19 protein-coding genes are annotated in these 24050 nt (G+C 38.8%); 6 read left to right on the top strand and 13 right to left on the bottom strand.

Annotated features, from left to right (window positions below):
• Positions 1-17: 17 nt before the first annotated feature.
• The 5 genes from recG to KGF34_RS05195 form a co-directional block, all read right to left on the bottom strand.
• Positions 18-2063 carry an ATP-dependent DNA helicase RecG gene (recG, locus tag KGF34_RS05175; protein ID WP_252560116.1) on the bottom strand — a complete coding sequence of 682 codons (2046 nt, stop codon included), beginning with the start codon at positions 2061-2063 and terminating at the stop codon, positions 18-20.
• A gap of 104 nt (positions 2064-2167) precedes the next feature.
• Positions 2168-3811: a DAK2 domain-containing protein gene (locus tag KGF34_RS05180; protein ID WP_022233988.1), complete on the bottom strand. Its 1644-nt coding sequence runs from the start codon at positions 3809-3811 to the stop codon at positions 2168-2170.
• A 117-nt stretch (positions 3812-3928) separates the two neighbouring features.
• The gene (locus tag KGF34_RS05185) at positions 3929-4702 is read right to left on the bottom strand and encodes a TIGR00282 family metallophosphoesterase (protein ID WP_022233989.1); all 774 of its coding nucleotides are present in this window, start codon (positions 4700-4702) and stop codon (positions 3929-3931) included.
• 48 nt (positions 4703-4750) lie between these two features.
• A complete protein-coding gene (locus KGF34_RS05190; protein ID WP_252560118.1) occupies positions 4751-5929 on the bottom strand; it encodes a sporulation protein YqfD in 1179 nt (392 codons plus the stop codon).
• 14 nt (positions 5930-5943) lie between these two features.
• On the bottom strand, positions 5944-6216 hold the full coding sequence (locus KGF34_RS05195; RefSeq protein ID WP_022233991.1) for a YabP/YqfC family sporulation protein: 273 nt from the start codon (positions 6214-6216) through the stop codon (positions 5944-5946).
• A 75-nt stretch (positions 6217-6291) separates the two neighbouring features.
• On the opposite strand from KGF34_RS05195, the gene KGF34_RS05200 reads away from it, so the two are divergent.
• Genes KGF34_RS05200 through KGF34_RS05210 form a run of 3 tightly spaced genes read left to right on the top strand, consistent with a single transcriptional unit; the run spans position 6292 to position 9745 of the window.
• Positions 6292-7359, top strand: a complete 1068-nt coding sequence (locus KGF34_RS05200) for a hypothetical protein (RefSeq protein ID WP_252560120.1) — start codon at positions 6292-6294, stop codon at positions 7357-7359.
• A 12-nt stretch (positions 7360-7371) separates the two neighbouring features.
• Positions 7372-9204 (top strand): asparagine synthase (glutamine-hydrolyzing), encoded by a 1833-nt coding sequence (gene asnB / locus KGF34_RS05205; RefSeq protein WP_022233993.1) that lies wholly within the window; start codon positions 7372-7374, stop codon positions 9202-9204.
• 37 nt (positions 9205-9241) lie between these two features.
• Entirely contained in the window at positions 9242-9745 is a 504-nt protein-coding gene (locus tag KGF34_RS05210; RefSeq protein ID WP_252560121.1) for a phosphatase PAP2 family protein, read from the top strand.
• 603 nt (positions 9746-10348) lie between these two features.
• On the opposite strand, the gene KGF34_RS05215 is transcribed toward KGF34_RS05210, so the two are convergent.
• The 3 genes from KGF34_RS05215 to KGF34_RS05225 all read right to left on the bottom strand — a co-directional run bounded on the left by KGF34_RS05215 (position 10349) and on the right by KGF34_RS05225 (position 12699).
• A complete protein-coding gene (locus tag KGF34_RS05215) occupies positions 10349-11374 on the bottom strand; it encodes a branched-chain amino acid aminotransferase (protein ID WP_022235201.1) in 1026 nt (341 codons plus the stop codon).
• Positions 11375-11657: 283 nt separating this feature from the next.
• The gene (locus KGF34_RS05220; protein ID WP_022235200.1) at positions 11658-11966 is read right to left on the bottom strand and encodes an AzlD domain-containing protein; all 309 of its coding nucleotides are present in this window, start codon (positions 11964-11966) and stop codon (positions 11658-11660) included.
• Positions 11956-12699, bottom strand: a complete 744-nt coding sequence (locus KGF34_RS05225; RefSeq protein WP_022235199.1) for an AzlC family ABC transporter permease — start codon at positions 12697-12699, stop codon at positions 11956-11958. Before KGF34_RS05225 ends, KGF34_RS05220 begins: the two co-directional genes overlap by 11 nt.
• Positions 12700-13019: 320 nt before the next feature.
• Here KGF34_RS05225 and eno point away from each other — a divergent pair, with 320 nt between their 5' ends.
• Positions 13020-14315, top strand: a complete 1296-nt coding sequence (gene eno, locus KGF34_RS05230; protein ID WP_252560123.1) for a phosphopyruvate hydratase — start codon at positions 13020-13022, stop codon at positions 14313-14315.
• 582 nt (positions 14316-14897) lie between these two features.
• Here eno and KGF34_RS05235 read toward each other — a convergent pair.
• From KGF34_RS05235 to KGF34_RS05245, 3 genes are all read right to left on the bottom strand, one after another.
• Positions 14898-16010, bottom strand: a complete 1113-nt coding sequence (locus KGF34_RS05235; RefSeq protein ID WP_252560124.1) for a 5-methyltetrahydropteroyltriglutamate--homocysteine S-methyltransferase — start codon at positions 16008-16010, stop codon at positions 14898-14900.
• 126 nt (positions 16011-16136) lie between these two features.
• Positions 16137-17030, bottom strand: coding sequence for a YitT family protein (locus KGF34_RS05240; protein ID WP_252560125.1), 894 nt, complete (start codon positions 17028-17030; stop codon positions 16137-16139).
• A gap of 22 nt (positions 17031-17052) precedes the next feature.
• Positions 17053-17952, bottom strand: coding sequence for a LysR family transcriptional regulator (locus KGF34_RS05245; protein WP_022235291.1), 900 nt, complete (start codon positions 17950-17952; stop codon positions 17053-17055).
• Between the two features lie 306 nt (positions 17953-18258).
• Between KGF34_RS05245 and KGF34_RS05250 the strand changes: the two genes are divergently transcribed.
• The gene (locus tag KGF34_RS05250; RefSeq protein WP_252560126.1) at positions 18259-19668 is read left to right on the top strand and encodes an amidophosphoribosyltransferase; all 1410 of its coding nucleotides are present in this window, start codon (positions 18259-18261) and stop codon (positions 19666-19668) included.
• 171 nt (positions 19669-19839) lie between these two features.
• The gene (locus KGF34_RS05255) at positions 19840-20313 is read left to right on the top strand and encodes a transposase (RefSeq protein ID WP_289780775.1); all 474 of its coding nucleotides are present in this window, start codon (positions 19840-19842) and stop codon (positions 20311-20313) included.
• Between the two features lie 64 nt (positions 20314-20377).
• On the opposite strand, the gene KGF34_RS05260 is transcribed toward KGF34_RS05255, so the two are convergent.
• Together KGF34_RS05260 and KGF34_RS05265 are read right to left on the bottom strand one after the other, a co-directional pair.
• Positions 20378-22285, bottom strand: a complete 1908-nt coding sequence (locus KGF34_RS05260) for an ABC transporter ATP-binding protein (protein WP_252560128.1) — start codon at positions 22283-22285, stop codon at positions 20378-20380.
• Positions 22285-24033, bottom strand: a complete 1749-nt coding sequence (locus tag KGF34_RS05265; protein ID WP_195411187.1) for an ABC transporter ATP-binding protein — start codon at positions 24031-24033, stop codon at positions 22285-22287. Before KGF34_RS05265 ends, KGF34_RS05260 begins: the two co-directional genes overlap by 1 nt.
• Positions 24034-24050 lie beyond the last annotated feature (17 nt).

A 24050-nucleotide genomic window follows, 5' to 3' on the forward strand; every position in this document is an offset into this window, starting at 1 on the left:
TTACTCCTAATAATATATTAATTCAGACAATTATGACCGTTTGAAGAGAAAAGTCGGTCAACCTCTGCCCTCAACAATCTTAAATCATCATGATAAAGATTTTTATAATTAAATATAATAAAATCAGCCATTTTTTGCGAAAGCTCCAAACTTTTGGTATCTGCAAAATCGGCAATCGCCATTTGCGGCAGACCGTGCTGTCGCTCTCCGAAAAAGTCGCCGGGACCTCTCAATTTTAAATCTTCGTCGGCAATTTTAAAGCCGTCATTCGTACTGCACATAACCTTCAGTCTTTGCATAGTTTCGGGATTTCTGTTATTGCTTATTAAAAAGCAATAAGAATCATACTTACCTCGACCTACTCTTCCCCTTAGCTGGTGAAGTTGAGAAAGGCCGAATCTCTCCGCATTTTCTATTGTCATAACGGTAGCGTTCGGAACATCTACGCCTACCTCAATTACAGTCGTTGCAACAAGCAAAGAAATTTCGTTATCCGCAAATTTTTTCATAACCTCGTCCTTTTCGGCAGGTTTCATATGTCCGTGAACAATACCGACTGAAATATTGGAAAAATCATTCAGCATAAGCTCCGCCGCATATTCCTCCGCCGAGGCTACATTTTCAAGTTCACCCTCTTCGACAAGCGGGCAAACTATGTACGCCTGCCTGCCCTGTGCTATTTCATTTTTTATAAATCCATAGCAGTTTTTACGCTTAAGCGTGCTTATTGCATAGGTTTTAACAGGTTTTCTTGACGGCGGAAGTTCGTCGATTATCGAAATGTCAAGATCGCCGAAAATAACAAGTCCGAGAGTTCTCGGAATAGGGGTTGCGCTCATAACAAGCAAATGCGGATTACTGCCTTTTGATAAAAGCTTTGCCCTCTGCGATACTCCGAAACGGTGCTGTTCATCCGTTACAGCTATTCCGAGATTGTAAAAATTGGTTTTTTCGGTTATCAGTGCATGAGTGCCGACTACAAAAGAGATGTCGCCGTTTTCAAGCTCCGCTCTTACAGCTTTTTTCTCGGACTCTTTCATTGAACCCGTAAGCAAAGCTGTTTTTATATCGGTACCTTTAAAAAGTTCGGTAAAGGTTTTATAATGCTGTCTTGCAAGAATATCGGTGGGAGCCATAAAAGCCGCCTGAAATCCGTTGCGTATTACAGTATGACAAACGGCGGCTGCAACAGCCGTTTTTCCGGAACCTACATCACCCTGAACAAGTCTGTTCATCGGTTTTGTACCTTTTGTCAGGTCAGATATACATTCGCCTACAACCCGACTTTGTGCATTCGTCATTGTAAAAGGTAAAAGTTCTTTAAATTCATCAAAATAACTTTTAGTAATATCAACTCCGCTTTCACCTCGACTGTGTTCTTTGAGTGAACGCATACCGAGATTAAGCACAAGGAGTTCCTCTGTGACAAGCCTTTTTCTTGCCGACGCAAGCGACTCTGAATTATTGGGGAAATGTATATTCTGTATTGCATATTTCAAATCACACAGAGCAAATGTGCTTCGTACGCTTTCGGGCAACGGGTCGTTTACCTTTTCAGGCAAATACGACAGAGCCTGCTTTACCGCATTTGCAATTATCTTTGAATTAAGACCTGCTGTCTGCTTATATATCGGGTGAATTTTTGAGCCCTCGCCGACAGGTGAAAAAGTCGGAGAAATCATTTGCCAACCGCCTATTCCGCCTGTAACTCTGCCGTAAAAATAATATTCTTCACCTGCGTGAATCATAGCGCTTATGTATCGGTTATTAAAAAAGACAAGTTGCAGTGTACCCGTGTCATCATACACCATACCTTTGGATATAATTCGTCCTCCGGGCAAAACTCCGTCTTTTATCTGTGCTCCGAGCACCGCTTTGATACATACATTCATACCGTCTTGCAGGCTTTCGATTTTAACGGTTGAACTCCAATCCTCGTATCCTTTCGGATAAAAACTAAGCAAATCTCCTATGCTGTAAATGCCCAGCTTATTAAAAAGCTCGGCTCTTTTTTTGCCTATTCCGTTTAATTTATCAATTGAAATTTTATACAGAGAAGCCATAATTCCACCGAAAAACAAAAGGGCGTGAATGCACGCCCCTTTTAATCAAATAACTTTCTACTTTTATACTCAGCCACAGGGCAAGCAAGACAATGCTTACAAAATTATTCTACACTGAGGATAAAGTAATAAACCGGCTGATCACCCTTTACGAGAGTAACATCTGTGCGTGAACCGAACTTATCCGAAAGCTCGTTGAATGCTGTCTTTGCATCTTCTTCGCTGATGTCATTACCGTAAATAAGTGTGATAAACGAAGTATCACGGGTTACCATATTCTTGGCAAGCTTTACAACTGCCTTTACAGGATTTTTCTCTGTAATGGTAAGCTTACCGTTTTCAAGAGCAATTATGTCGCCCTCTTTAATCTTCTTACCGCCAAACTCACTGTTTCTTGCTGCAAATGTAACAAGACCTGTGCCTACACCTGTTGCGGCATCCATCATAAGCTGAGCGTTGCTTTCGGGGGAAATCTCCGAATCAAAGTTAAGAAGTGCTGTCATACCCTGCGGAATTGTTCTTGTAGGAACAATAACAACATTTCTGTCCTTAACCATAGGTATAGTCTGCTCGGCAGCAAGAATGATATTTTTATTATTCGGGAACACCAATACATTTTTAGCCGGTGTAGCCATTACCGCTGCGTAAATATCGTCTGTGCTCGGGTTCATACTCTGACCGCCGGAAACAACATTGGCACAACCTAAATCCTTGAAGAGGTTTTTAAGTCCCTCGCCTGCCGCAACCGCAACAAAGCCAAAGTCTTCAACAGGTTCTGCCGGCTCAAAAGTTTCTTTCTTAGGTTTAGCGGCAGCCTTGGCATTTTTGTGCTGTTCTTTCATATTTTCAACTTTTACTGTCAAAAGCTGACCGAACAAAAGAGCTTTTGTAAGAGCCTTACCCGGCTGTTCGGTATGAACATGAACTTTAATAATCTCTTCGTCATTAACTACTACAACGCAGTCGCCGATAGTCTGAAGATAAGATCTAAGCTCGTCCGGGTCGGGAGCGTCCTCTATATTTCTGCCTATAATAAATTCTGTGCAGTAAGTAAACTGAATATCATCGTCAAATTCAGCAGCCGCACTTTCAAAATTATCAACAGTAGCCTCTTTTTTTGCCTCGGTGTACTCAATCATTACACCGTCCTTAAGGTAGGAAAGCATACCCTCAAAGATTACACAAAGACCCTTACCGCCTGCGTCAACAACTCCTGCCTTTTTAAGAACAGGTAAGAGTTCCGGAGTAATTGCAAGTGCCTCGTTTGCCTTATTGCAAATGCACTGCCATACATAAAGGCTGTCGGAGTTTATTCTTGAAGCCTCAACACCCTCTTCATAAGCCATACGGGCTACTGTAAGGATTGTGCCCTCTGTAGGTTTCATTACAGCCTTATACGCTGCGTCAACACCGATACCGAGAGCTGCGGCAAGGCTTTTGCCGTTTACTTCTTTCATACCCTTAAGTCCCTGTGCAAAGCCACGGAAAATAAGAGATGTAATAACACCCGAGTTACCTCTTGCTCCTCTTAACATTGCGGAAGCTGTAATCTGTGCTACCTCGCCCGCATCGTCACCGTCATAATCGGCAAGAGCTTTTGCGGCAGCCATTATAGTCATAGACATATTTGTACCTGTATCACCGTCGGGAACAGGAAAAATATTAAGATCATTAATCTGATTTTTCTGTGAGCTTATATTGTTTGCACCAGAAATTATCGCATTCTTTAAGATTTCGCCGTTAAACATTGCGAACACATCCTTTATCATACAATTAAATTCATAGACATAGTTATTATATATTTTAGAACGGAATTTTGCAAGTAAAATTCGCAAAAATATATCAAATTTAAAATTTTGGTTACCTTATTCAATTCTGAATGACTCTGCGGTCAATGTTTTGCCTGTTTTGTCATCAATATCGAAAAGCACACATTCCATTTTACATTCACCGTCCGCAAGGTCAAATCTTGCAGGCAGCTTGGTTTTGAATTTATTGATAATTATTTCGCTTTTTACACCCAAAACCGAATGAATTGTTCCTGTCATACCTACATCGGTTATATATCCGCTACCGTTAGGCAAAACCTGTGCGTCAGAAGTCTGCACATGAGTATGTGTACCAAACATTGCAGATACCTTACCGTCAAGGAAATATCCCATAGCTCTTTTTTCGCCCGTAGCCTCAGCATGAAAGTCAACTATAATAATATTGCTCTCCGCTTTCTTAAGCATATTTTCGGCACAATCAAACGCACAATCAAGGTTGTTGTCCATAAAGGTATTGCCCATAATATTGATTACGGTAATTATCTTTCTGCCTGTATCAACATTTACAATTCCCATACCCGGAGTAGTTCCGTCAGGAAAATTTGCGGGACGAACTATAAACGGATTTTCGTCAATAAAGTCATAAGCCTCTTTACGCCTGAAAGAATGGTTGCCGAGAGTAATAACATTTACACCGCTGTCGAGAAGATAATTTGCAGATGACGGTGTAATTCCGTTGCCGTCTGCCGAGTTTTCTCCGTTGCAAAGCACAAAGTCTATTCCTTTTACTTTCTTCAAAGTCGGCAACTTATCACGCAAAAAGCGACAGCCTATACTGCCTACGACATCACCTATACATAAAATCCGCATAATATCACCCTATAATAATCTAATAAGTTTAATTATACCACATATATTTTAATCTGTCACACTTAATTCTGATGTTTGTGCTATATTTTCATTAAAAATATAGCTGATTTCAGCATTAAAATTATTATTGCTCTTTTTTATATTGATTTTCCTGCTTACAAGCGTACTATCTTGCTTTTCAAACACTTCATAAAGCATTGACTGTGCAAGTAATTTTTTATCAAGAACGGCTTTATCCATATTTACACTGCTTTTACTAACTTCAATTTCACTCTGCGTCGTAAACTCTATCGGTATATTTGTATTGTTAAAACACAATTTCTCTTTATTTTTTACGAACACACTGTCATCATAAGACAAAAAACTTATTGAACAGGGAAATTTAAAATTTAAAAAGCCGCACATATATCTGTCGGTTCTGTTATCGGTTATCGAATAATAATCATAGCTTTTGGGCAATGTATATTCTTTTTTATATATTACATCTGCCATTATCTCGGCACTTGCGTGCACATATTCTATTGTTTCCTGCTTTGTTTCCACTATACCGCTTACAAGCAGATCTCCTTTTACAACTCCGCTGCCTTTCATTACCTTTGTTTCCCCTCTTGATGTCTTTATACTTGTTATTACTCCGTCATTATTTGCTTTTATGTTACAAGGAGTTTTAAAGTCCGGAGTATCGGGTTTCGGAGCTTTTTCTTCAATATTAACACTCATCGTACTGCCCGTAATATTAAGACTTATCCAGCCAATCTGCTCGTTTTTCAAAATCAGTCTGCGCTCGGTATTTTCGGTATCTATAGAATTTATATACGAACCTACTTTTACATTATCCTCCTCAAGAGCGGAAAGAATTTGTGAGGTACTCAAACTCTTTGTAGGAGGTGCATCAATATACCATATAAATTTTGACAAGACCGAAATCAAAACAATTCCGATTATTGCTCCAATCAAAAGTCCCACTCTCTGCCTATAGCGTTGTACATAAAAAGGAAGTCCGTGTCTGCCTGTAACACGCATTTTCAGTTTTGATTTATAAGCTATACTGCGTATATTTTTGTAATCATACACCTGCATTGTAGCAGTCAAGCCTTTTTCTGTGGGCTTTAAATTCCATACATTAATTCCGTTACGGGTGGTAAGATTAATAAATCGTTCGGGAAATTTTCCGCTTGCAGAAAAATCGACATAGCCCTTGCTCCATCTTATAAGCTTTAACAGCATATTAACGCCCCGCTTTATGTAATAAAATCAATTCCCGTTATAAATCCCTCAATTACAACATCAACTGCAGAAATGCACTTTACCGTAAGTCCTCTGCCGCATACGGAAACAACCATTTTGTTTGTGTTAATCTTTATATTTTCGCTTTCATACCTCAACACGCCTGTCGAACCCTCGATTGTTATTCGCCTGTTGCCAAGCATATCAAGTGTCGGCAAACCTGAATTTAAATCAAGCGTAAGCGAACTTGCCGATTCGTTTTTCGGCTTATCGTTTTTTCTCTGCAAAATATATCTCTCCCGTTTCATAGCTTTATTATTATTTTTATGCAGAGTGTTACATATATATTAATGGTGATTGCTATGTTTATTAAGGCAAATTTTCACAAATTTACAGTCGCACTGCTTTCGCTTGCAATAGTTATTGTATGCATAATGCTTTTAATTTTTTCAAAAGAATGTGCAGACGGAGTGTTTTCGGGAATTGAAATGTGCATAAATGTACTTATTCCCTCTCTGTTTCCGTTTATGGCAGTGTCATCGTTTACGGTAAAAAGCGGTATTTCCGATTTTTTAGGCAAACCTTTCGGCAAAATTATGAAATCGGTATTCGGACTAAGTCCATGCTTTGCACCCATATTACTGCTTTCGGTTACGGGAGGTTATCCTATCGGTGCAAAAAGCTGTAACGAACTTTACAAAAACGGAAATGCGGGAACAGAAGAATGTAAAAGAGCAAGTATGTTTATGGTGTGTGCGGGTCCGGGTTTTTTAGTAAGTTTTATAGGAATGTCAATTTACAACGATAAAAAAATCGGCATAATAATGCTCTGCTCACAAATTTTGTCGGTACTCATTACAGGCATTGCGAATAGAATAATAAACAGAGGGAAAATTTTTGTAACTGCCAAAGGAAGCAATAAAATCAGGCTAAGCCTTACAAAATCTCTTGTGGAAGCGGTGTACGATGCATCAAAAGGTATGTTTTCAATATGCTCGTTTGTTATAGCTTTTTCCGCCGTCGCAGGTATTATTTCGACAGTGCTTGATGACGGATTTGTAAAAATCGCCGTGCTGTCAATATTTGAAGTGTGCACGGGTGTAAAAACGGCTTCTTCCGAATTACCTGTATGGGCAGTTGCGTTTGTGGCGGGATTTGGCGGAATATGCGTACACTTTCAAATTTTTTCAGTGCTTGGCAATCTTAAGATTAATAAATTGATATTTTTCTGTTACAGAATTATTCAAGGAATATTAACCGCACTTTTCACCTATATCGGTATGCTGATATTTTACGATACCAAAAGCGTATTTTCCGTAGGTACGGTTTCAGGCAGTTCCGTTTACGGAGGCACGGCATTTTCGGGAATTGCACTTACGGCGCTGATGATTTGCTTTTTATTTTTACTTAAAAATTACAGAAACAATTAACGGAGGTTACTTATGTGTGGTATTGCAGGTTGGTTTGACAACGAAATTGATATGAGTAAACAGATTCCTGTTCTATATAAAATGTCACAAACCCTTAGCAAGAGAGGTCCTGACGAAAACGGGCTTTACATTAATAAAGGTTGTGCTCTGCTGCACAGACGGCTTATTGTTATTGACAAAGAAAACGGCAAACAGCCTATGGCGGCACGACACAGAGGAAAAACATATATAATCGTCTATAACGGAGAGCTTTACAACACCGATGAATTAAGAGAAGATTTAAAAGCAAGCGGCTATCATTTCAGAGGGCACAGCGATACCGAAGTTGTGCTTAAATCATATATGAAATACAAAGAGAAATGCGCCGATATGCTCAACGGCATTTTTGCTTTTGCGATATATGATGTAAGCGAAAACAGTATTTTCCTTTGCCGAGATAAAATCGGAGTAAAACCGTTGTTTTATTATGAATACGACGGAGGAATTTTGTTTGCGTCAGAAATAAAGGCTCTGCTTGCAAGTAAGATTGTAAAACCGCAGATTGACGAAACAGGTCTATATGAAATTTTCTTCTTAGGTCCTGCCCGTACTCCGTCATGCGGCGTTTTTAAGGGAATTAAAGAATTAAAACCGGGTGAATCGGCACTTTATAAAAATCAAAAACTGACTAAAAAAAGTTACTTTACAATTCAAGCGAAAGAACACACGGACAGCGTTGAAGAAACTGTTGAAAAAACACGCTTTTTGCTTACCGACGCTATAAACCGTCAGCTTGTCAGCGATATGCCGCTCTGCTTTTTCCTGTCGGGCGGACTTGACAGCAGTATAATTGTAAAAACCGCCTCGCAATATTATAAGGAAAATAAGCTCGGCAAAATCAACACTTATTCGGTTGAATATCGTGACAATGAAAAATATTTTAAGAAAAGTCTGTTTCAGCCAAATGCCGATTTTGAATATATTTCACTTATGTCACGCAATGCTGACAGTCGGCACAGGGAAATTATACTTGATAACAAGGCGGTTGCCGACGCACTTTATGACAGTGTAATAGCAAGAGATTTGCCCGGTTATGTAGATGTTGACTCCTCGTTACTTTTGTTCTGCGGCGAAATCAAAAAAGATTATACCGTTGCGTTGTCGGGTGAATGTGCTGATGAACTTTTCGGCGGTTATCCGTGGTACCACAACAAAGAAATTTTATTTGAAGATAATTTTCCATGGTCAAAAAGTCAGGATGTCCGCTCCTCAATATTAAAAGACGGAGTTTTGCCAAAGGGTTCAGAATATGTGCGGCAAAAATATCTTGATACAATTAACCTTGCCCCAAAACTGAAAACAGATTCAAAAACAGACGCACGAATGAGAGAGATGTTTTATCTTAATTTTTACTGGTTTATGCAATGTTTGCTTGAACGAAAAGACCGCTGTTCAATGTATAACGGACTTGAGGTGCGTGTACCGTTCTGCGACTACAGACTTGCGGAATATGCATACAATATGCCTTGGAAAATCAAAGCATATAATAACCGTGAAAAAGGAATTGTGCGAAAAGCCTTTGAGGATATTTTGCCCGAAGAAATTTGTTGGCGAAAGAAAAGTCCTTACCCTAAAACCCACAACCCGATATATTTTGACATCTGTAAAGAGCGAGTTATAAATATTCTGAAAAAGAAAAATCCACTTACCGAAATGCTAAGCAAAGAAGGTATAATGAATATAATCGAAAATCCCGACAGTATAACAACACCTTGGTACGGTCAGCTTATGCAAGCACCGCAAATACTTGCGTATATTATTGAACTTGATTATTGGTTTGAAAAATATAATGTTGAAATAGTTTAAATCTTGTGTTAAAATAGCGTAAGAATGTTCAAACGGGGTGATTGTTATAAGTACGGAAACATATAAAAGCATTGTCGGTTTCTTTAAAAGAAATAAGCCTTGCAACACCGTATTAAAATTATGCTATAACTTTCTCCCTCTTATAATGTTTGTATCGTATGGCATTCTTATTATTTTTATGTTTTTTTCCGATATTAAAATTTTTGCAAGAATTACGCTGTCACCGCTTACAGTATTTGCAATAGTTACTTTTTTCAGAAAAATATTTAACAGACCTCGACCGTACGAAAAATTTGCTACTACATCTGTATTCGGTAAAAACAAGAAAGGCGAAAGTATGCCGAGCCGTCACACCGCCTGTGCCTTTATAATTGCAATGGCATTTATGTATGTAAGTATTCCGCTCGGAATTGCTTATCTTATAATCAGCGCTTTGATTATGATTTCAAGAGTCCTTGCCGGGGTGCATTTTATAAGCGATGTCATAGCAGGTATGGCAATCTCACTTCTTTACGGCTATTTTTCATTTTTTATAATTTAAATAACAGAAAAGCAGTTGCAATCCAAATAAGATTACAACTGCTTTTATTATAAGTCTATTATTTTAAATTATGGTTTAGCGGAGTGTCGGTCGGGCATTGAAAATTAGCTAACGCTAAATTATCCTCCCAAAAAGCAAAAAGTTTACTCAATTTTTTCAAAAATTGCGGGTATGGGCAGCGCCCATAAAAATCTTCCGATACAACAATTTATCAGGCGCAAACAGCCACGCTGTTTGCGTGCTAAAACCAAGTTTGTTAAAACAGGCGACAGCCTTTTATAAAAGAAATAATTAACTTTTTTCATTATATAGTGAATGTATTTTCTTTTTGCTTTCGCATTTTAAGGCATTCACCGTTGTGTTCAAGCCGCCAAACAGCGAACTGTTCGGCTATCGTCAGATTGCGTAAACGGAAAGTATTTGTGGGCTTTGCCCACACCCACGACCTTTGAAAAGGTCGACCAAACTTTTATAATTGCTTGATAAAGCAATCAGCTAAACCATAATTATCTCAACCTTTGATAAAACCTCACATATGCAAAAAGTGCCCAAGCAGAATGCTCGGGCACAAATTTTTATAATTATATTTTCGATAATATGTAATTATTCGATTACCTTTATCCAACCCTTAGGAGCTTCAATTCTGCCCATCTGAATACCTGTGAGTGTTTCATAGAGCTTCTTTGTAACAGGGCCCATTTCTTCCATACCGCTTGGAAAACAAATTTCTTTGCCGTGGTCGTTGATTTTGCCAACAGGTGAGATAACAGCCGCTGTACCGCAAAGACCACACTCTGCAAAATCTTTAACCTCGTCAAAGTAAACTTCTCTCTCCTCTACCTCAAGACCGAGATACTCTTTTGCAACATACATAAGAGAACGACGGGTAATAGAAGGAAGAATACTGTTTGACTTAGGAGTAACAACTTTGCCGTCCTTTGTAACGAAGATAAAGTTTGCACCGCCTGTTTCCTCTACCTTTGTACGGGTAGCAGCATCAAGATACATATTCTCGGCAAAACCTTCTTCATGAGCTGTAACAATTGCATGCAAGCTCATTGCATAGTTAAGACCTGCTTTGATGTGACCTGTACCGTGCGGTGCGGCTCTGTCAAAGTCAGAAACCTTAATTGTGATAGGCTTTGCACCACCCTTAAAGTATGGACCTACAGGGGTTGCGAAAAGTCTGAACTGATATTCTGTTGAAGGCTTAACACCGATAACAGGTCCGATACCGAACATATACGGACGGAGATAAAGTGTTGCACCCGAACCGTAAGGAGGTACATAGTCTGCATTAGCCTTTACTACCTTGCAAACTGCGTCTACAAACATATTCTCCGGAAGAACAGGCATTTCAAGTCTTTTGCATGAATCCTGCATTCTTGCTGCATTAAGGTCAGGTCTGAAAACTACGATTTTTCCGTCCTGTGTTGTATAGGCTTTTAAGCCTTCAAAGCAAGTTTGAGCATACTGCAAAACACCGGCACATTCACTCATTGTGACTGTTGCATCGGTTGTCATTGCACCTTCGTCCCACTTGCCGTCTTTATAATTAGCTACAAATCTTTCACCGGTAGGCATATAACCAAAACCGATATTCGCCCAATCAATATTCTGCTTTTCCATGATATATTACTTCCTTTCATAGTAGGCAAATTGTGTTATAAGTATATATTATACTTATTATCGTAATTTGTCAACAATTAAAGTCGGATTATTAGCGTATAAAAGTATATTTTGTACCAATTTTTTAAAATCATAAAATTACAATTCCTTTATCGAATTAAAGCAGTAAAATTTTATAAAACAACTTCCGTTTTCATTAATTTATGCAAAACGAAAAGGTTTGAAATCTATTTACATTTTTTACCAAAATGCAATTTACGAACTTCAAACCTTCATTTTAAATTCAGCAAATTATAAATTCACAAACAAATACAAGTAAGCAACAGATTACCGATACCTTAAACAGTCCTGCATCAAACCAAGCTGCCACAAGACCTGCCGCAAAGGCTATTGCTCCCGCTATCGGACTTTGCGTAGCATTGATAATTGCGGGAAAAGTCATAACCGAAAGCGTTACATACGGCACATAGTAGAGAAATGATTTTACAAATTTATTTGTGAATTGTTTTTTTACAACGGTCAGAGGCAACACTCTGATTAAAAATGTAACACCTGCCATTATAAATATGTAAATATAAGGATTATGCGACATTTTCACTGCCCTCCTCATCTTTTACAGGGAACAGCAAAGCTGCTGCTGCGGATATAATAACAGTTAAAATTATTGTTCTTGTACCCTCTGAAATCTCGCTTATCACAGGCAGATAAGCAAATGCAAGGCTTGCAATAAAGCTGAAAATAACTATTCCCATAAGAGGTTTATTGCTCTTTGTCGGCGGCACGATAATCGCAAGAAACATTCCGAACAGCGCTACGCTTAACGCACTTACAACTCTAAGCGGCAAAACATTACCCGCTATTGTACCGAGCGCCGTACCTACCGCCCAACAAGGTCCTGCAAAGATTATTGCTCCGTATGTATAATACGGATTTACACTGCCTTTTCTTGATATTGTAATTCCGAAAAATTCATCGGTTATAAAAAAGCCGAGCAATAATCTGTGAATCAGTGAAGTGCCGCTTTTTATTCTCTGACTTAGCGCACAACTCATCAGCAAATATCTTGCATTTGCAATAAGCGTTACTACCGCCATTTCAAAATATGTTGCATCCGCAGCAATAACCGTAAAACCCGAATATTCACCCGCAGACGCATTACATAACAAACTTGCAAGAAAACTTTGAAAAAAGTTAAGTCCTGCATTTTTTGCCGCAATACCTAACGAAAACGACACCGCAAGATAACCAAGTCCAATAGGAACACCGTCACGCAATCCCTCAGCTATAACCTTTCGGTTAGATTTTATTATATTTTTCCTACCCATTTTTTTACTCCGTAACTTTTAATACAAAAACAATCTGTCACATAAAAGACTGTTTTTACTTTTGTTATAATAAACAGCACTGATTATTATAACATATACAAGAATTAAATTAAACTGTCATTTTTATTAAAATTTATAAAATTGTAAAAAAATACTTGATTTTATTTTGAGTGTAGTATATAATGTATCCAGTTAGTTAAAACTAACCGATTGAATAAATCATGTGGACTTCCTATGAATCCTCTACTTCTATTCGCCGGAGGGCACTGCTGACCTTCCGGAAGGAAGTCTGCGAATAAGATGATAAGGAGATTGTAAAAATGGCTTATTTAGAAATTGAAAAAGTTGTTGGCAGAGAAATTCTTGATTCTCGCGGAAACCCTACTGTAGAAGCAGAGGTTACTCTTATTGACGGTACTGTTTCAAGAGGTACTGCTCCAAGCGGTGCGTCAACAGGTGAGTTCGAGGCTCTTGAGCTTCGTGACGGTGACAAGAACAGATATCTCGGTAAGGGTGTTTCTAAGGCAGTTGAAAATATTAATACAGTAATTAACGATACTATTACAGGTATGGACGCTTCTGACATTTATGCTGTTGACAAAGCGATGATTGAGGCTGACGGTACAAAAGACAAGTCAAATCTTGGCGCAAATGCTATTCTTGCCGTTTCTATTGCAACTGCAAGAGCAGCAGCTACTGCTCTTGACATTCCGCTTTACAGATTCCTCGGCGGTATTTCAGGCAACAGACTTCCTGTTCCTATGATGAATATTCTTAACGGTGGCGCACACGCTGCAAACACTGTAGATGTTCAGGAGTTTATGATTATGCCTGTAGGCGCTCCAAGCTTTAAGGAATGTTTGCGTTGGTGTGCGGAAGTATTCCATGCACTTGCAGCTTTACTTAAGTCTAAGGGTCTTGCTACTTCTGTAGGTGACGAGGGCGGTTTTGCACCTGACCTTGCAAGCGACGAAGAGGCAATTCAGTATATTCTTGAGGCTGTTAAGAATGCAGGCTATGAGCCGGGTAAGGACTTTATGATTGCTATGGACGCAGCATCTTCCGAGTGGAAGGGCAGCAAGAAGGGCGAGTATGTTCTTCCAAAGGCAGGCACAAAGTTTACTTCTGCAGAGCTTATTGAGCATTGGAAAAAGCTTGTTGAAAAGTATCCGATTATCTCTATTGAAGATGCTCTTGACGAAGAGGACTGGGAAGGCTGGCAACAGCTTACTAAGGAGCTCGGCGACAAAGTTCAGCTCGTTGGTGACGACCTCTTTGTTACAAATACAGAAAGACTTGCAAAGGGCATTGAGCTTGGTTGCGGTAACTCAATTCTTATTAAACTTAACCAGATCGGTTCGGTTTCAGAAACACTTGAGGCAATCAAGATGGCTCACAAGGCAGGCTATACTGCAATTTCTTCACACCGCAGCGGTGAAACAGCAGATACAACAATCGCTGACCTTGCGGTAGCACTTAACACTTGCCAGATTAAAACAGGTGCTCCAAGCCGTTCAGAGCGTGTTGCAAAGTACAATCAGCTTTTAAGAATCGAGGAAGAGCTTGGCGACAGCGCAGTTTATCCACAGATGAAAGCTTTTAATGTTAAAAAGTAAAATTTTTATCTTGCATTAATGTAATTAAGAGAGAGCAGGTAGCATGCAGCTGTCTGCTCTCTCTGTTTGTGAGGATTATATGGCAAGAATGTTTTGTTATGTTTAATGCCGAAGAAGTATTTTAAATTATAGTTTAGCGGAGTGTCGGTCGGGGATTGAAATTTAGCTAACGCTAAATTATCCTCCCAAAAGCAAAAAAGTTTACTCAATTTTTTCAAAAATTGCGGGTTTGGGCAGCGCCCATAAAAATCTTCCGATACAACAATTTATCAGGCGCAAACAGCCACGCTGTTTGCGTGCTAAAACTAAGTTTGTTAAAACAGGCGACAGCCATTAAAAAACCTATATTTTATTAATGAAATAACGAATTTTTTTCTTATTGCTATCGCTTTTTAAGGCTAACGCCGTTGTGTTCAAGCCGCCAAACAGCGAGCTGTTTGGCTATCGTCAGATTGCATAAACGGAAAGTATTTGTGGGCTTTGCCCACACCCACGACCTTTGAAAAGGTCGACCAAACTTTTATAATTGCTTGATAAAGCAATCAGCTAAACCATAATTTATCCCAACTTTTGATAAAGAATTTACTTCCAAACTTCTTCTGCAATTTCCTTTACAAGTGCGAGTTTAGCCCACTGCTGTTCTTCGGTGAGTTTGTTGCCGATTTCACAAGACGCAAAGCCGCACTGCGGACTAAGGTAAAGTCTGTCAAGCGGAATGTACTTGCTTGCTTCTTTAATTCTTTCGATTACTGTCTGCTTGTCCTCAAGTTTCGGTGATTTTGTAGTGATAAGACCGAGAACAACTTTTTTGTTGCCGCTTACATATTTTAAAGGCTCAAAGCCGCCTGAACGCTCATCGTCAAATTCAAGGTAATAAGCGTCAACATTTTCTCTGCCGAACAGTGGCTCTGCAACTGAGTCATATGCACCGCTTGAGAAATATGCGGAATGATAGTTACCTCTGCAAATGTGTGTTGTAATAACCAAATCTTCAGGCTTGCCCTCAATTGCAAGATTATTTACTTTTAAGAGCTTTTCTTTAATATCTTCAAGGTTGTTTTCTTTGCCGTAACGAATTACACTGCCTTCGGCAACGAGTACACCCCAGGTGCAATCGTCAAACTGAATGTTTCTGCAACCTGCGTTATATAAATCGTTAATAACCTTTTTATAACCGTTTGCAATGTCAGTAATAAGCTCGTCATCGGTTGCATAGAATTTTCTTGTTGTTTCAATATTTGCAGGAATAATCATCTGCTGGAAAAACTGAGCAGGTGCAGGAATTGTCTGCTTGGCAACAGTGTTTTCGTCTTCAAAAGTTTTTATAAATTTGTAGTGCTCAACAAACGGGTGGTTGTCAACCGAGATTTTACCTGTAAGCCATGTATCGTCAATCAACGCAGGTTCGCCGTGGAATGCTACGCCCTTTTCTGTCTTTTTGTGTGCAACACCGTTAAATCCCCACATAAAGTCGAGATGCCATGTTGCTCTGCGAAATTCACCGTCTGTTATAACCTTGTATCCTAATTCTTTCTGCTTTTTTACAAGGTCTGTAATGGCTTTGTTTTCAATTTCTGTAAGTTCTTCTTTTGTTATATTTCTTTTTTCAAAATCTGCTCTGGCTTTTTTTAGATAGTCCGGTCTTAAAAAACTTCCTACATAGTCAAATCTGAATGGTACATTATTTTTACTCATAAATATTACCTCCTTGTTCATTTGTTAAAAGTATAAGGCGAAAATCAATATTTGTAAAATACATAAAAAGTGCAGTTGGCTATAGCTTTTAACTATAACCGACTGCACCTGTCGTTAATAAAAATATTAGTTTTTATCGTCGGAATTTGCCGAATAAACATCGGCTATTTCATTTATGGAGATATAGGCTTTCGGGTCAATATCGTGTACAAGTCTTTTCATTTTATCAACTTGAAAACGGTTTATTACAAAGTAAATCATTGTCTTTTTTGAACCTGAATAGTAACCCTTGGCGTCTATCATAGTAATACCGTTTTCAAATGTTTGCGAAAGTTTCTCACAAACAGCATCTGACTTGGTTGTAATAATAAAAGCGCCTTTTGCACGGTCAAAACCCTCTACAAAGAAATCTATCATTTTAACAGCCACAGCATAAGTTACTATGGAATAGAGCGGCAATATCCAACTGCCTATTACTATGCCGCAAATGATATAGAGAATTACATTGTAAATCATAATGAATGTGCCTATGCTTAAGTGAAGTTTTTTTGCAAACATTACGGCGAGAATATCTATTCCGTCCATAGCGCCGCCAAAGCGCATTGCAAGACCGCTGCCGCAGCCTGAAATTACACCGCCGAATATTGCGCATAAGAACAGGTCATTGCCCGCAAGGGGAGATATAAAGCTGACATCTATCGGTAAAATATCAGTTATTATCCATGCAACCAAAGAGTAAATGAATACCGTGTAAATTGCATATACGGTAAACTTTAGCCCCTCTCGTTTAAGACCGAGCAGAAACAGAGGAATGTTAAGTAAAATAAGTATAAGTGATAAACTGCACCATGCAGGAGTTTCTTGCGAAATAAGCATTGATGTACCTGAAATTCCGCTGTCGTAAAGTTTTACCGGAGCAAGAAACACAACTACGCCAAAAGCATTTATAATGCCTGCAAGCGTTAAGAACAGGAAATTTACTATTTTTAATTCTTTAAATGTACTGATAAAATTTTTCATTTATGCCTCCTTGTATTAAATATCACTTAATGTATTTGTTCAAGTGATTTAAGAATTTTTTGCAAAGCGGGCTTAAAACTAATTTTTTATGACTGATATATCCTATACGCATATCTCCTTCCTTGATTAATGGGATTGAAATAATATTCGAACCGTTAAGACCGCTGTCAATTACTCCGCTGCAAACCGTATAACCGTTAAGACCTATCAATAAATTGAAAAGTGTGGCTCGGTCTGTTACACGAATATTTTTTTTGCGTTCTACAGTGCTGAAAATTTCTTCCGAATAATAAAAAGAGTTATGATTGCCCTGTTCAAAAGAAAGATAAGGGTAGTCTGCAAGCTCTTCCATAGTAACGGATTCTTTATTTGCAAGCGGATGTTCCGCCGTTACAAAAATATGAGGCTTTGCTATAAAAAGCTCATTAAAGCACAAACCTTTTGATTTAATGATTTTCGTAAGAGCCGCTTCGTTAAAAGCGTTTAAATAAATAATTCCGATTTCGCTTTTCATTGTAGCTACATCGTCAATTATCTCGTAAGTTTGAGTTTCTCTGATTGAGAAGTCATACTCGTTTTGAGGCAACTCTTTAATTAAATCTACAAACGCATTTACAACGAATGCATAATGTTGAGTGGAAACAGAAAAGCGCTGCTTATCCCTTACCGAGGTTTTATATGCACTTTCAAGCAGGTTAGCCTGTTCAAGCACCTGTCTTGCATAGCCCAAAAATTGTTCACCCTCGGTAGAAACAGCAACGCCTTTGTTGGTTCTGTTAAATATTGTAATGTTCATTTCTTTTTCAAGTTCACGGATTGCATTGGTCAGGCTCGGCTGTGAAATAAAAAGTTCCTTTGCCGCCTCGCTTATTGTACCTTTTTGAGCAACCGTGATAACATATCTCAGTTGTTGCAGAGTCATATTAATATTCCTTTATTTAAAATTAATGTTTACTGTTTTGATAAGAATTTACTATATTATAACATAAAATATAAATTGTGTAAATCTCTTATTTAAAAATAATTGTGATTCTTTGCGTGAAATATTATATATAATAAACAAATAAGCAAAAAAGTATATATGTTAAAAATCAGTTATGATAATATTACCTTAATTATGACATTTTATTTTATTTTTGTATAGACAACAGCAAGAAATAATAATATAATTAATATTACTATTATATTAGTTTGCATATGGCAGACAGAATTAAAAAGGAGAAAAGATATGGGCGGATATATGGGAGTAGCAGCCAAAGAGGACTGCGTTTTTGATTTGTATTTTGGTATTGACTATCACTCACACCTCGGCACAAGAAGAGGCGGTATGGTAGTTTACGATGACGAAAAGGGTTTTGACAGATCTATTCATAATATTGAAAATGCACCTTTCAGAACTAAGTTTGATAAAGATATGCAGAGTATGAAAGGCAGACTTGGCATCGGTTGTATTTCCGATTATGAGCCGCAGCCGCTTATGGTGCGTTCACATCACGGTACATACGCTATCACAACCGTAAGTAAAATTAACAATACAGACGAGCTCGTTCAGGAGATTTTCTCAAACGGCAATTCTCATTTTCTTGAAATGAGCGGCGGTGAAATCAACCCTACAGAACTTGTTGCAACACTTATAAATCAGAAAGAAAATCTTATTGACGGTATTAATTACGCACTCGAAAAGGTAGACGGTTCACTTTCACTTTTACTTATGAATCCAAACGGAATTTATTGTGCAAGAGATAAGTACGGCAGAACTCCTATTGCTATCGGCAAGAAAGAGGACGCTTTCTGTGCCGCTTTTGAGAGCTTTTCATATAAAAACCTCGGTTACAGCAATTACAAAGAGCTTGGCCCTGGTGAGATTGTTGTTATTACAGATAAAAACTGCGTTACCTTAAAACAGCCCGGAAATGATATGAAAATATGCACATTCCTTTGGGTTTACTACGGCTACCCTGCAAGCTCATACGAGGGAATGAGCGTTGAGCAGATGCGTTACCTCTGCGGTGCAAAAATGGCAAAGAGAGATAATGTAAAGCCTGATGTTGTTGCAGGTGTTCCTGATTCGGGTATTGCACACGCAGTCGGATATGCTAATGAGTCGGGTATTCCCTTCTCAAGACCGTTTATTAAATACACACCAACATGGCCGAGATCCTTTATGCCTACAATTCAGAGCCAGCGTAATCTTATTGCCAAGATGAAGTTGCTTGCAGTTGAAGATTTAATCAGAGATAAGAGCCTGCTTTTAATTGACGATTCAATCGTGCGTGGTACTCAGCTTAGAGAAACCACAGAGTATCTCTTTGAAAGCGGTGCAAAGGAAGTTCATATCAGACCTGCTTGTCCTCCTCTTGTTTACGGATGTAAGTATCTCAATTTCTCACGCTCATCTTCTGAAATGGATCTGATTACAAGACGAGTTATTGAAAGACTTGAAAACGGCAATGTTACCGATGAAGTTTTAAAGGAATACACAAATCCCGATTCTGAGAAGTACGAAAAAATGGTTGACGAAATCTGCAAGGAGCTCAAGTTTACTTCACTTCGATTTAACCGCCTTGACGATATGCTTGATTCCTGCGGTATAGATAAATGTAAACTCTGTACTTATTGCTGGAACGGTGAAGAATAAAAATAATCAAAAGTGAGCTGTAAAAAACAGCCCAAATAAAAAACGACTGCATTCTAACCTAAAGGTAGGAATGCAGTTCAGCCTGTAGAAAAACTCGAAATTCAGATTAACCGGATTTCGAGTTTTTGAAATTTTAGAATAAATTTTAAATAATTTCCTCATCACGGAAAAATGTTAAGAGAGGAAGGCTACAAGCCGAGGATACTTGCTGTTGATGAATTTGCAATCCATCAAGGACATAGTTACGCAACCTGCGTGATGAATCTGGAGCATGGAGATATCTTATGGTTCGGAAATGGCAGAGCGATGAAGGATTTTGAAAAATTCTTTAAAGATGTGCCTTCCGACTCCTTGTCAGCAGTCATTGCGGTAGCGATGGACATGAACGCATCTTACAACAAGCTTGTAACAAAGCACGGATTGAATATGATCGGTTTCATATGCAGTCGCAATTTGGCAGATATGTTCTCGGCGTTGTTCGTCTGGATGAAGCTCGCAGGCTTCAACAACAAGATCAAGGTCGCTAAACGAATCGGCTACGGTTACCGTGACGACGACTTCTTCTTTACCCTGATTTGCTATCTTTCTATTCCGTCTGTCCGTTACCATCCCGCAAAAAATCGTGATGAACCTAATATTTACTAAAAACGCCGACCGATACAGTCTTTATGTATAGGTCGGCGCTATATTATAAAGTGTTTAACTATCCTTAAGCGGTTTTACCTGTATAGAGCTGATAATACTTACCCTTCTGCTCTATAAGCTGTTCGTGTGTGCCCTTTTCTATAATTCTGCCGTGCTCAAGAACAATAATACAATCTGAATTTCTTACGGTTGAAAGTCTGTGAGCAATTACAAATGTTGTTCTGCCCTTCATCAGCTTATCCATACCGTCCTGTACAATCTTTTCTGTACGGGTATCAATTGAACTTGTTGCCTCGTCAAGAATAAGTGCAGGCGGATTGGCAACTGCGGCTCTTGCGATTGCAAGCATTTGGCGTTGTCCCTGGCTAAGGTTTCCGCCGTCACCTGTAAGAACCGTATCGTATCCGTGCGGAAGTTTACGGATAAAGCTGTCTGCGTTGGCAAGTTTAGCCGCCGCAATAACTTCTTCATCGGTAGCGTCAAGTCTGCCGTAACGGATATTTTCCATTACTGTATCTGTGAAAAGATGCGTTTCCTGCAATACAATACCGAGAGAGCGTCTTAAGTCAGCTTTCTTAATCTTATTGATATTTATGCCGTCATAGCGGATTTTACCGTCCTGAATGTCATAAAATCTGTTGATAAGGTTTGTAATTGTAGTTTTGCCTGCACCTGTAGAACCTACAAATGCAATCTTCTGACCCGGCTTTGCATAAAGGTCAATATTATGGAGAACCATTTTATCATCTGTATAACCAAAGTCAACATCGTCCATTACAAGGTCGCCCTTGAGCTGACGGTACTCTGTTGTACCGTCCTCGCTGTGAGTATGTTTCCAAGCCCACACACCTGTTCTCTCTTCAGACGGTTCGATTTTGCCGTCAACAATTTTAGCATTGACAAGATTTACATATCCGTCGTCCTCTTCAGGTTTTTCGTCAAGAAGTTTGAAAATTCTGTCTGCACCTGCAAGAGCCATAATAATGCTGTTGAGCTGCATACTGATCTGATTAATTGGCTGACTGAAATTTTTGTTAAATGTCATAAATGCCACAAGTCCGCCAAGTGTAAGTCCTGCAAAGTGATTAAACGCAAGCACACCGCCGACTATTGCGCAAAGCACATAGCTGATATTACCGAGCTGTGCATTGATAGGCATAAGAATATTTGCAAATTTATTTGCATTATATGCGCTGTCAAAAAGTTTGTCGTTGAGTTCGTTAAATTCTTCAACAGCCTTACCCTCGTGATTAAATACCTTTACAACTTTCTGACCGTTCATCATTTCTTCAATGTAGCCGTTCACCTTGCCGAGGTCATCCTGTTGAGCCGTAAAATATTTACTGCTCTTGCCGCCGATTTTGCCCGATACAATAAACATTACGGCAACCATAACAAGTGTAAGAAGTGTAAGCGGAATACTGATTGAAATCATACTTACAATTACAGATACAATTGTAATTGTACTTGAGAAAAGCTGAACCATACTCTGGCTAATCATCTGACGGAGAGTATCAATATCATTTGTATAAACCGACATAATATCGCCGTGAGAATGAGTATCGAAGAATTTAATCGGTAAACTCTCCATATGTGAGAAAATATCAATTCTCAAATTACGCATTGTACCCTGTGTTACATAAACCATAAGTTTTGAATACGCAAAAGTTGAAGCAGCACCGAGCAAGTAAAAACCTGCTACTCTTGCTATTGCGAAAAGCAAGGGAGTAAAATCAGGCGAACTTGTATTCATAAGCGGAGTGATGTAATCATCAATAAGCGACTGAATAAATAATGTACCCTGTACATTTGCAAGTACACTGACGATAATACATATAAATACGATTATCATATGGATTTTATAATTTTTAAATGTATATCTTAAAATTCTTCCGAGGATTTTTCCCGGATTTTTAACCTTAGGTTTTGCACCCATCTGGCGTCTTCTGCCGCCACCCATAGGACCCGGCATTACATCTCCCCCTTTGCATCAAAATCACCGCTGCCCTTAGTCTGGGCCTCATAAATTTCGGTGTAAATATCATTTTTATTCAAGAGTTCATCGTGTGAGCCTACGCCGCTGATTTTACCGTTATCAAGAACTATAATCTTATCGGCATTCTGAACACTTGAAATTCTCTGTGAAATAATAAGCTTTGTTGTATTAGGAATTTCCTCTGCAAAAGCCTTTCTTATCTTTGCATCCGTTGCTGTATCGACCGCACTTGTAGAGTCGTCAAGAATAAGAATTTTAGGCTTTTTAAGTAATGCTCTTGCAATACAGATACGCTGTTTCTGACCGCCCGATACATTAGTACCGCCACGCTCAATAAATGTATTATACTTTTCGGGGAATGTCTGAATAAAATCATCAGCGCACGCAAGTTTGCAGGCATTTACACATTCCTCTTCCGTTGCGTTTTCGTTACCCCAACGGAGGTTATCTAAAATTGTACCGCTGAAAAGTACATTTGACTGAAGAACTACAGATACCTCGTCACGGAGCTTTTCAAGGTCATACTCTTTAACATTTCTGCCGCCGACAAGAACTTCACCGCTTGTTACATCGTAAAGTCTGCCGATAAGGTTTACAAGACTTGTTTTAGAGCTGCCCGTACCGCCAATGATACCGACTGTTTCGCCTGACTTGATCTTTAAGTTAATATCGTCAAGTACAGGTTCTGCGCCTGTTTTGTTATAACTGAAATATACATCTTTAAATTCAATACTGCCGTCAGGCACATTTTTAACAGGATTTTCGCCGTTTGTAAGGTTACTCTTCTCGTTGAGAACACCTGCTACACGCTTTGCACTTGCGGCACTCATAGTAATCATTACAAATACCATACCGAGCATCATAAGTGACATAAGAATGTTCATACAATATGTAAGCATACTTGTAAGCTCACCTGTTGTAAGTGTTGAACCGACAATCATATTTGCGCCAAACCAGCTTATTGCAATGATACAAGCATAAACGGTAAGCTGCATTATAGGCGTTACAGATACCATACAGTTTTCAGCCTTAACAAAAAGTTTGTAAAGGTTGTTTGCGGCTTTTGAGAATTTTTTGGTTTCGTGATCCTCACGAACGAAAGCCTTTACTACTCTGATACCGGATACATTCTCCTGAACGCTTGCGTTCAAATCATCGTACTTTTTAAATACCTGATTAAAGTATTTCATAGTAAATTTCATAAGGGAAGCAAGAACAATCGCAAGAAAAATAATTGCAACGAGGTACACACTTGCAAGTTTTGCGTTGATTATAAATGCCATAACCATTGCACAAATAAGGCTTGTCGGTGCACGCATACACATTCTGAGTATCATCTGATACGCATTTTGTAAGTTGGTTACATCGGTAGTAAGTCTTGTAACAAGACCTGCGGTTGAGTATTTATCAATGTTTGAAAACGAAAATGTCTGAATATTCGCAAACATTGAGCGGCGAAGATTTCGTGCAAAACCGGCTGATGCCTTTGCACCGAAGCTGCCGCCGAGAATACCGCAGATAAGTCCGCCGATAGCACAAAGAACCATTCCTCCTCCGACAAAGAGAATATGATTCATATCGCCTTTGTTGATACCGTCATCAATAATTGAGGCCATAAGAAGCGGGATAAGCGTTTCAAAAACAACCTCAAGTATCATAAAAACAGGCGTCAGTACAGATTCTTTTACAAATCCCTTAATCTGTTTTGATAAAGTTTTTATCATACTTTTTCTCCTTTACC

This window comes from Ruminococcus sp. FMBCY1 (assembly GCF_023921805.1).
Taxonomy (GTDB): domain Bacteria; phylum Bacillota; class Clostridia; order Oscillospirales; family Acutalibacteraceae; genus Ruminococcoides; species Ruminococcoides intestinale_A.

Bases quoted from the DNA above. Each gene is read 5' to 3' on its own strand.
- recG (WP_252560116.1), bottom strand. From the start codon at position 2,063: ATGGCTTCTCTGTATAAAATTTCAATTGATAAATTAAACGGAATAGGC.
- KGF34_RS05180 (WP_022233988.1), bottom strand. From the start codon at position 3,811: ATGTTTAACGGCGAAATCTTAAAGAATGCGATAATTTCTGGTGCAAAC.
- KGF34_RS05185 (WP_022233989.1), bottom strand. From the start codon at position 4,702: ATGCGGATTTTATGTATAGGTGATGTCGTAGGCAGTATAGGCTGTCGC.
- KGF34_RS05190 (WP_252560118.1), bottom strand. From the start codon at position 5,929: ATGCTGTTAAAGCTTATAAGATGGAGCAAGGGCTATGTCGATTTTTCT.
- KGF34_RS05200 (WP_252560120.1), top strand. From the start codon at position 6,292: ATGTTTATTAAGGCAAATTTTCACAAATTTACAGTCGCACTGCTTTCG.
- asnB (WP_022233993.1), top strand. From the start codon at position 7,372: ATGTGTGGTATTGCAGGTTGGTTTGACAACGAAATTGATATGAGTAAA.
- KGF34_RS05215 (WP_022235201.1), bottom strand. From the start codon at position 11,374: ATGGAAAAGCAGAATATTGATTGGGCGAATATCGGTTTTGGTTATATG.
- KGF34_RS05220 (WP_022235200.1), bottom strand. From the start codon at position 11,966: ATGTCGCATAATCCTTATATTTACATATTTATAATGGCAGGTGTTACA.
- KGF34_RS05225 (WP_022235199.1), bottom strand. From the start codon at position 12,699: ATGGGTAGGAAAAATATAATAAAATCTAACCGAAAGGTTATAGCTGAG.
- eno (WP_252560123.1), top strand. From the start codon at position 13,020: ATGGCTTATTTAGAAATTGAAAAAGTTGTTGGCAGAGAAATTCTTGAT.
- KGF34_RS05235 (WP_252560124.1), bottom strand. From the start codon at position 16,010: ATGAGTAAAAATAATGTACCATTCAGATTTGACTATGTAGGAAGTTTT.
- KGF34_RS05240 (WP_252560125.1), bottom strand. From the start codon at position 17,030: ATGAAAAATTTTATCAGTACATTTAAAGAATTAAAAATAGTAAATTTC.
- KGF34_RS05245 (WP_022235291.1), bottom strand. From the start codon at position 17,952: ATGACTCTGCAACAACTGAGATATGTTATCACGGTTGCTCAAAAAGGT.
- KGF34_RS05250 (WP_252560126.1), top strand. From the start codon at position 18,259: ATGGGCGGATATATGGGAGTAGCAGCCAAAGAGGACTGCGTTTTTGAT.
- KGF34_RS05255 (WP_289780775.1), top strand. From the start codon at position 19,840: ATGTTAAGAGAGGAAGGCTACAAGCCGAGGATACTTGCTGTTGATGAA.
- KGF34_RS05260 (WP_252560128.1), bottom strand. From the start codon at position 22,285: ATGCCGGGTCCTATGGGTGGCGGCAGAAGACGCCAGATGGGTGCAAAA.
- KGF34_RS05265 (WP_195411187.1), bottom strand. From the start codon at position 24,033: ATGATAAAAACTTTATCAAAACAGATTAAGGGATTTGTAAAAGAATCT.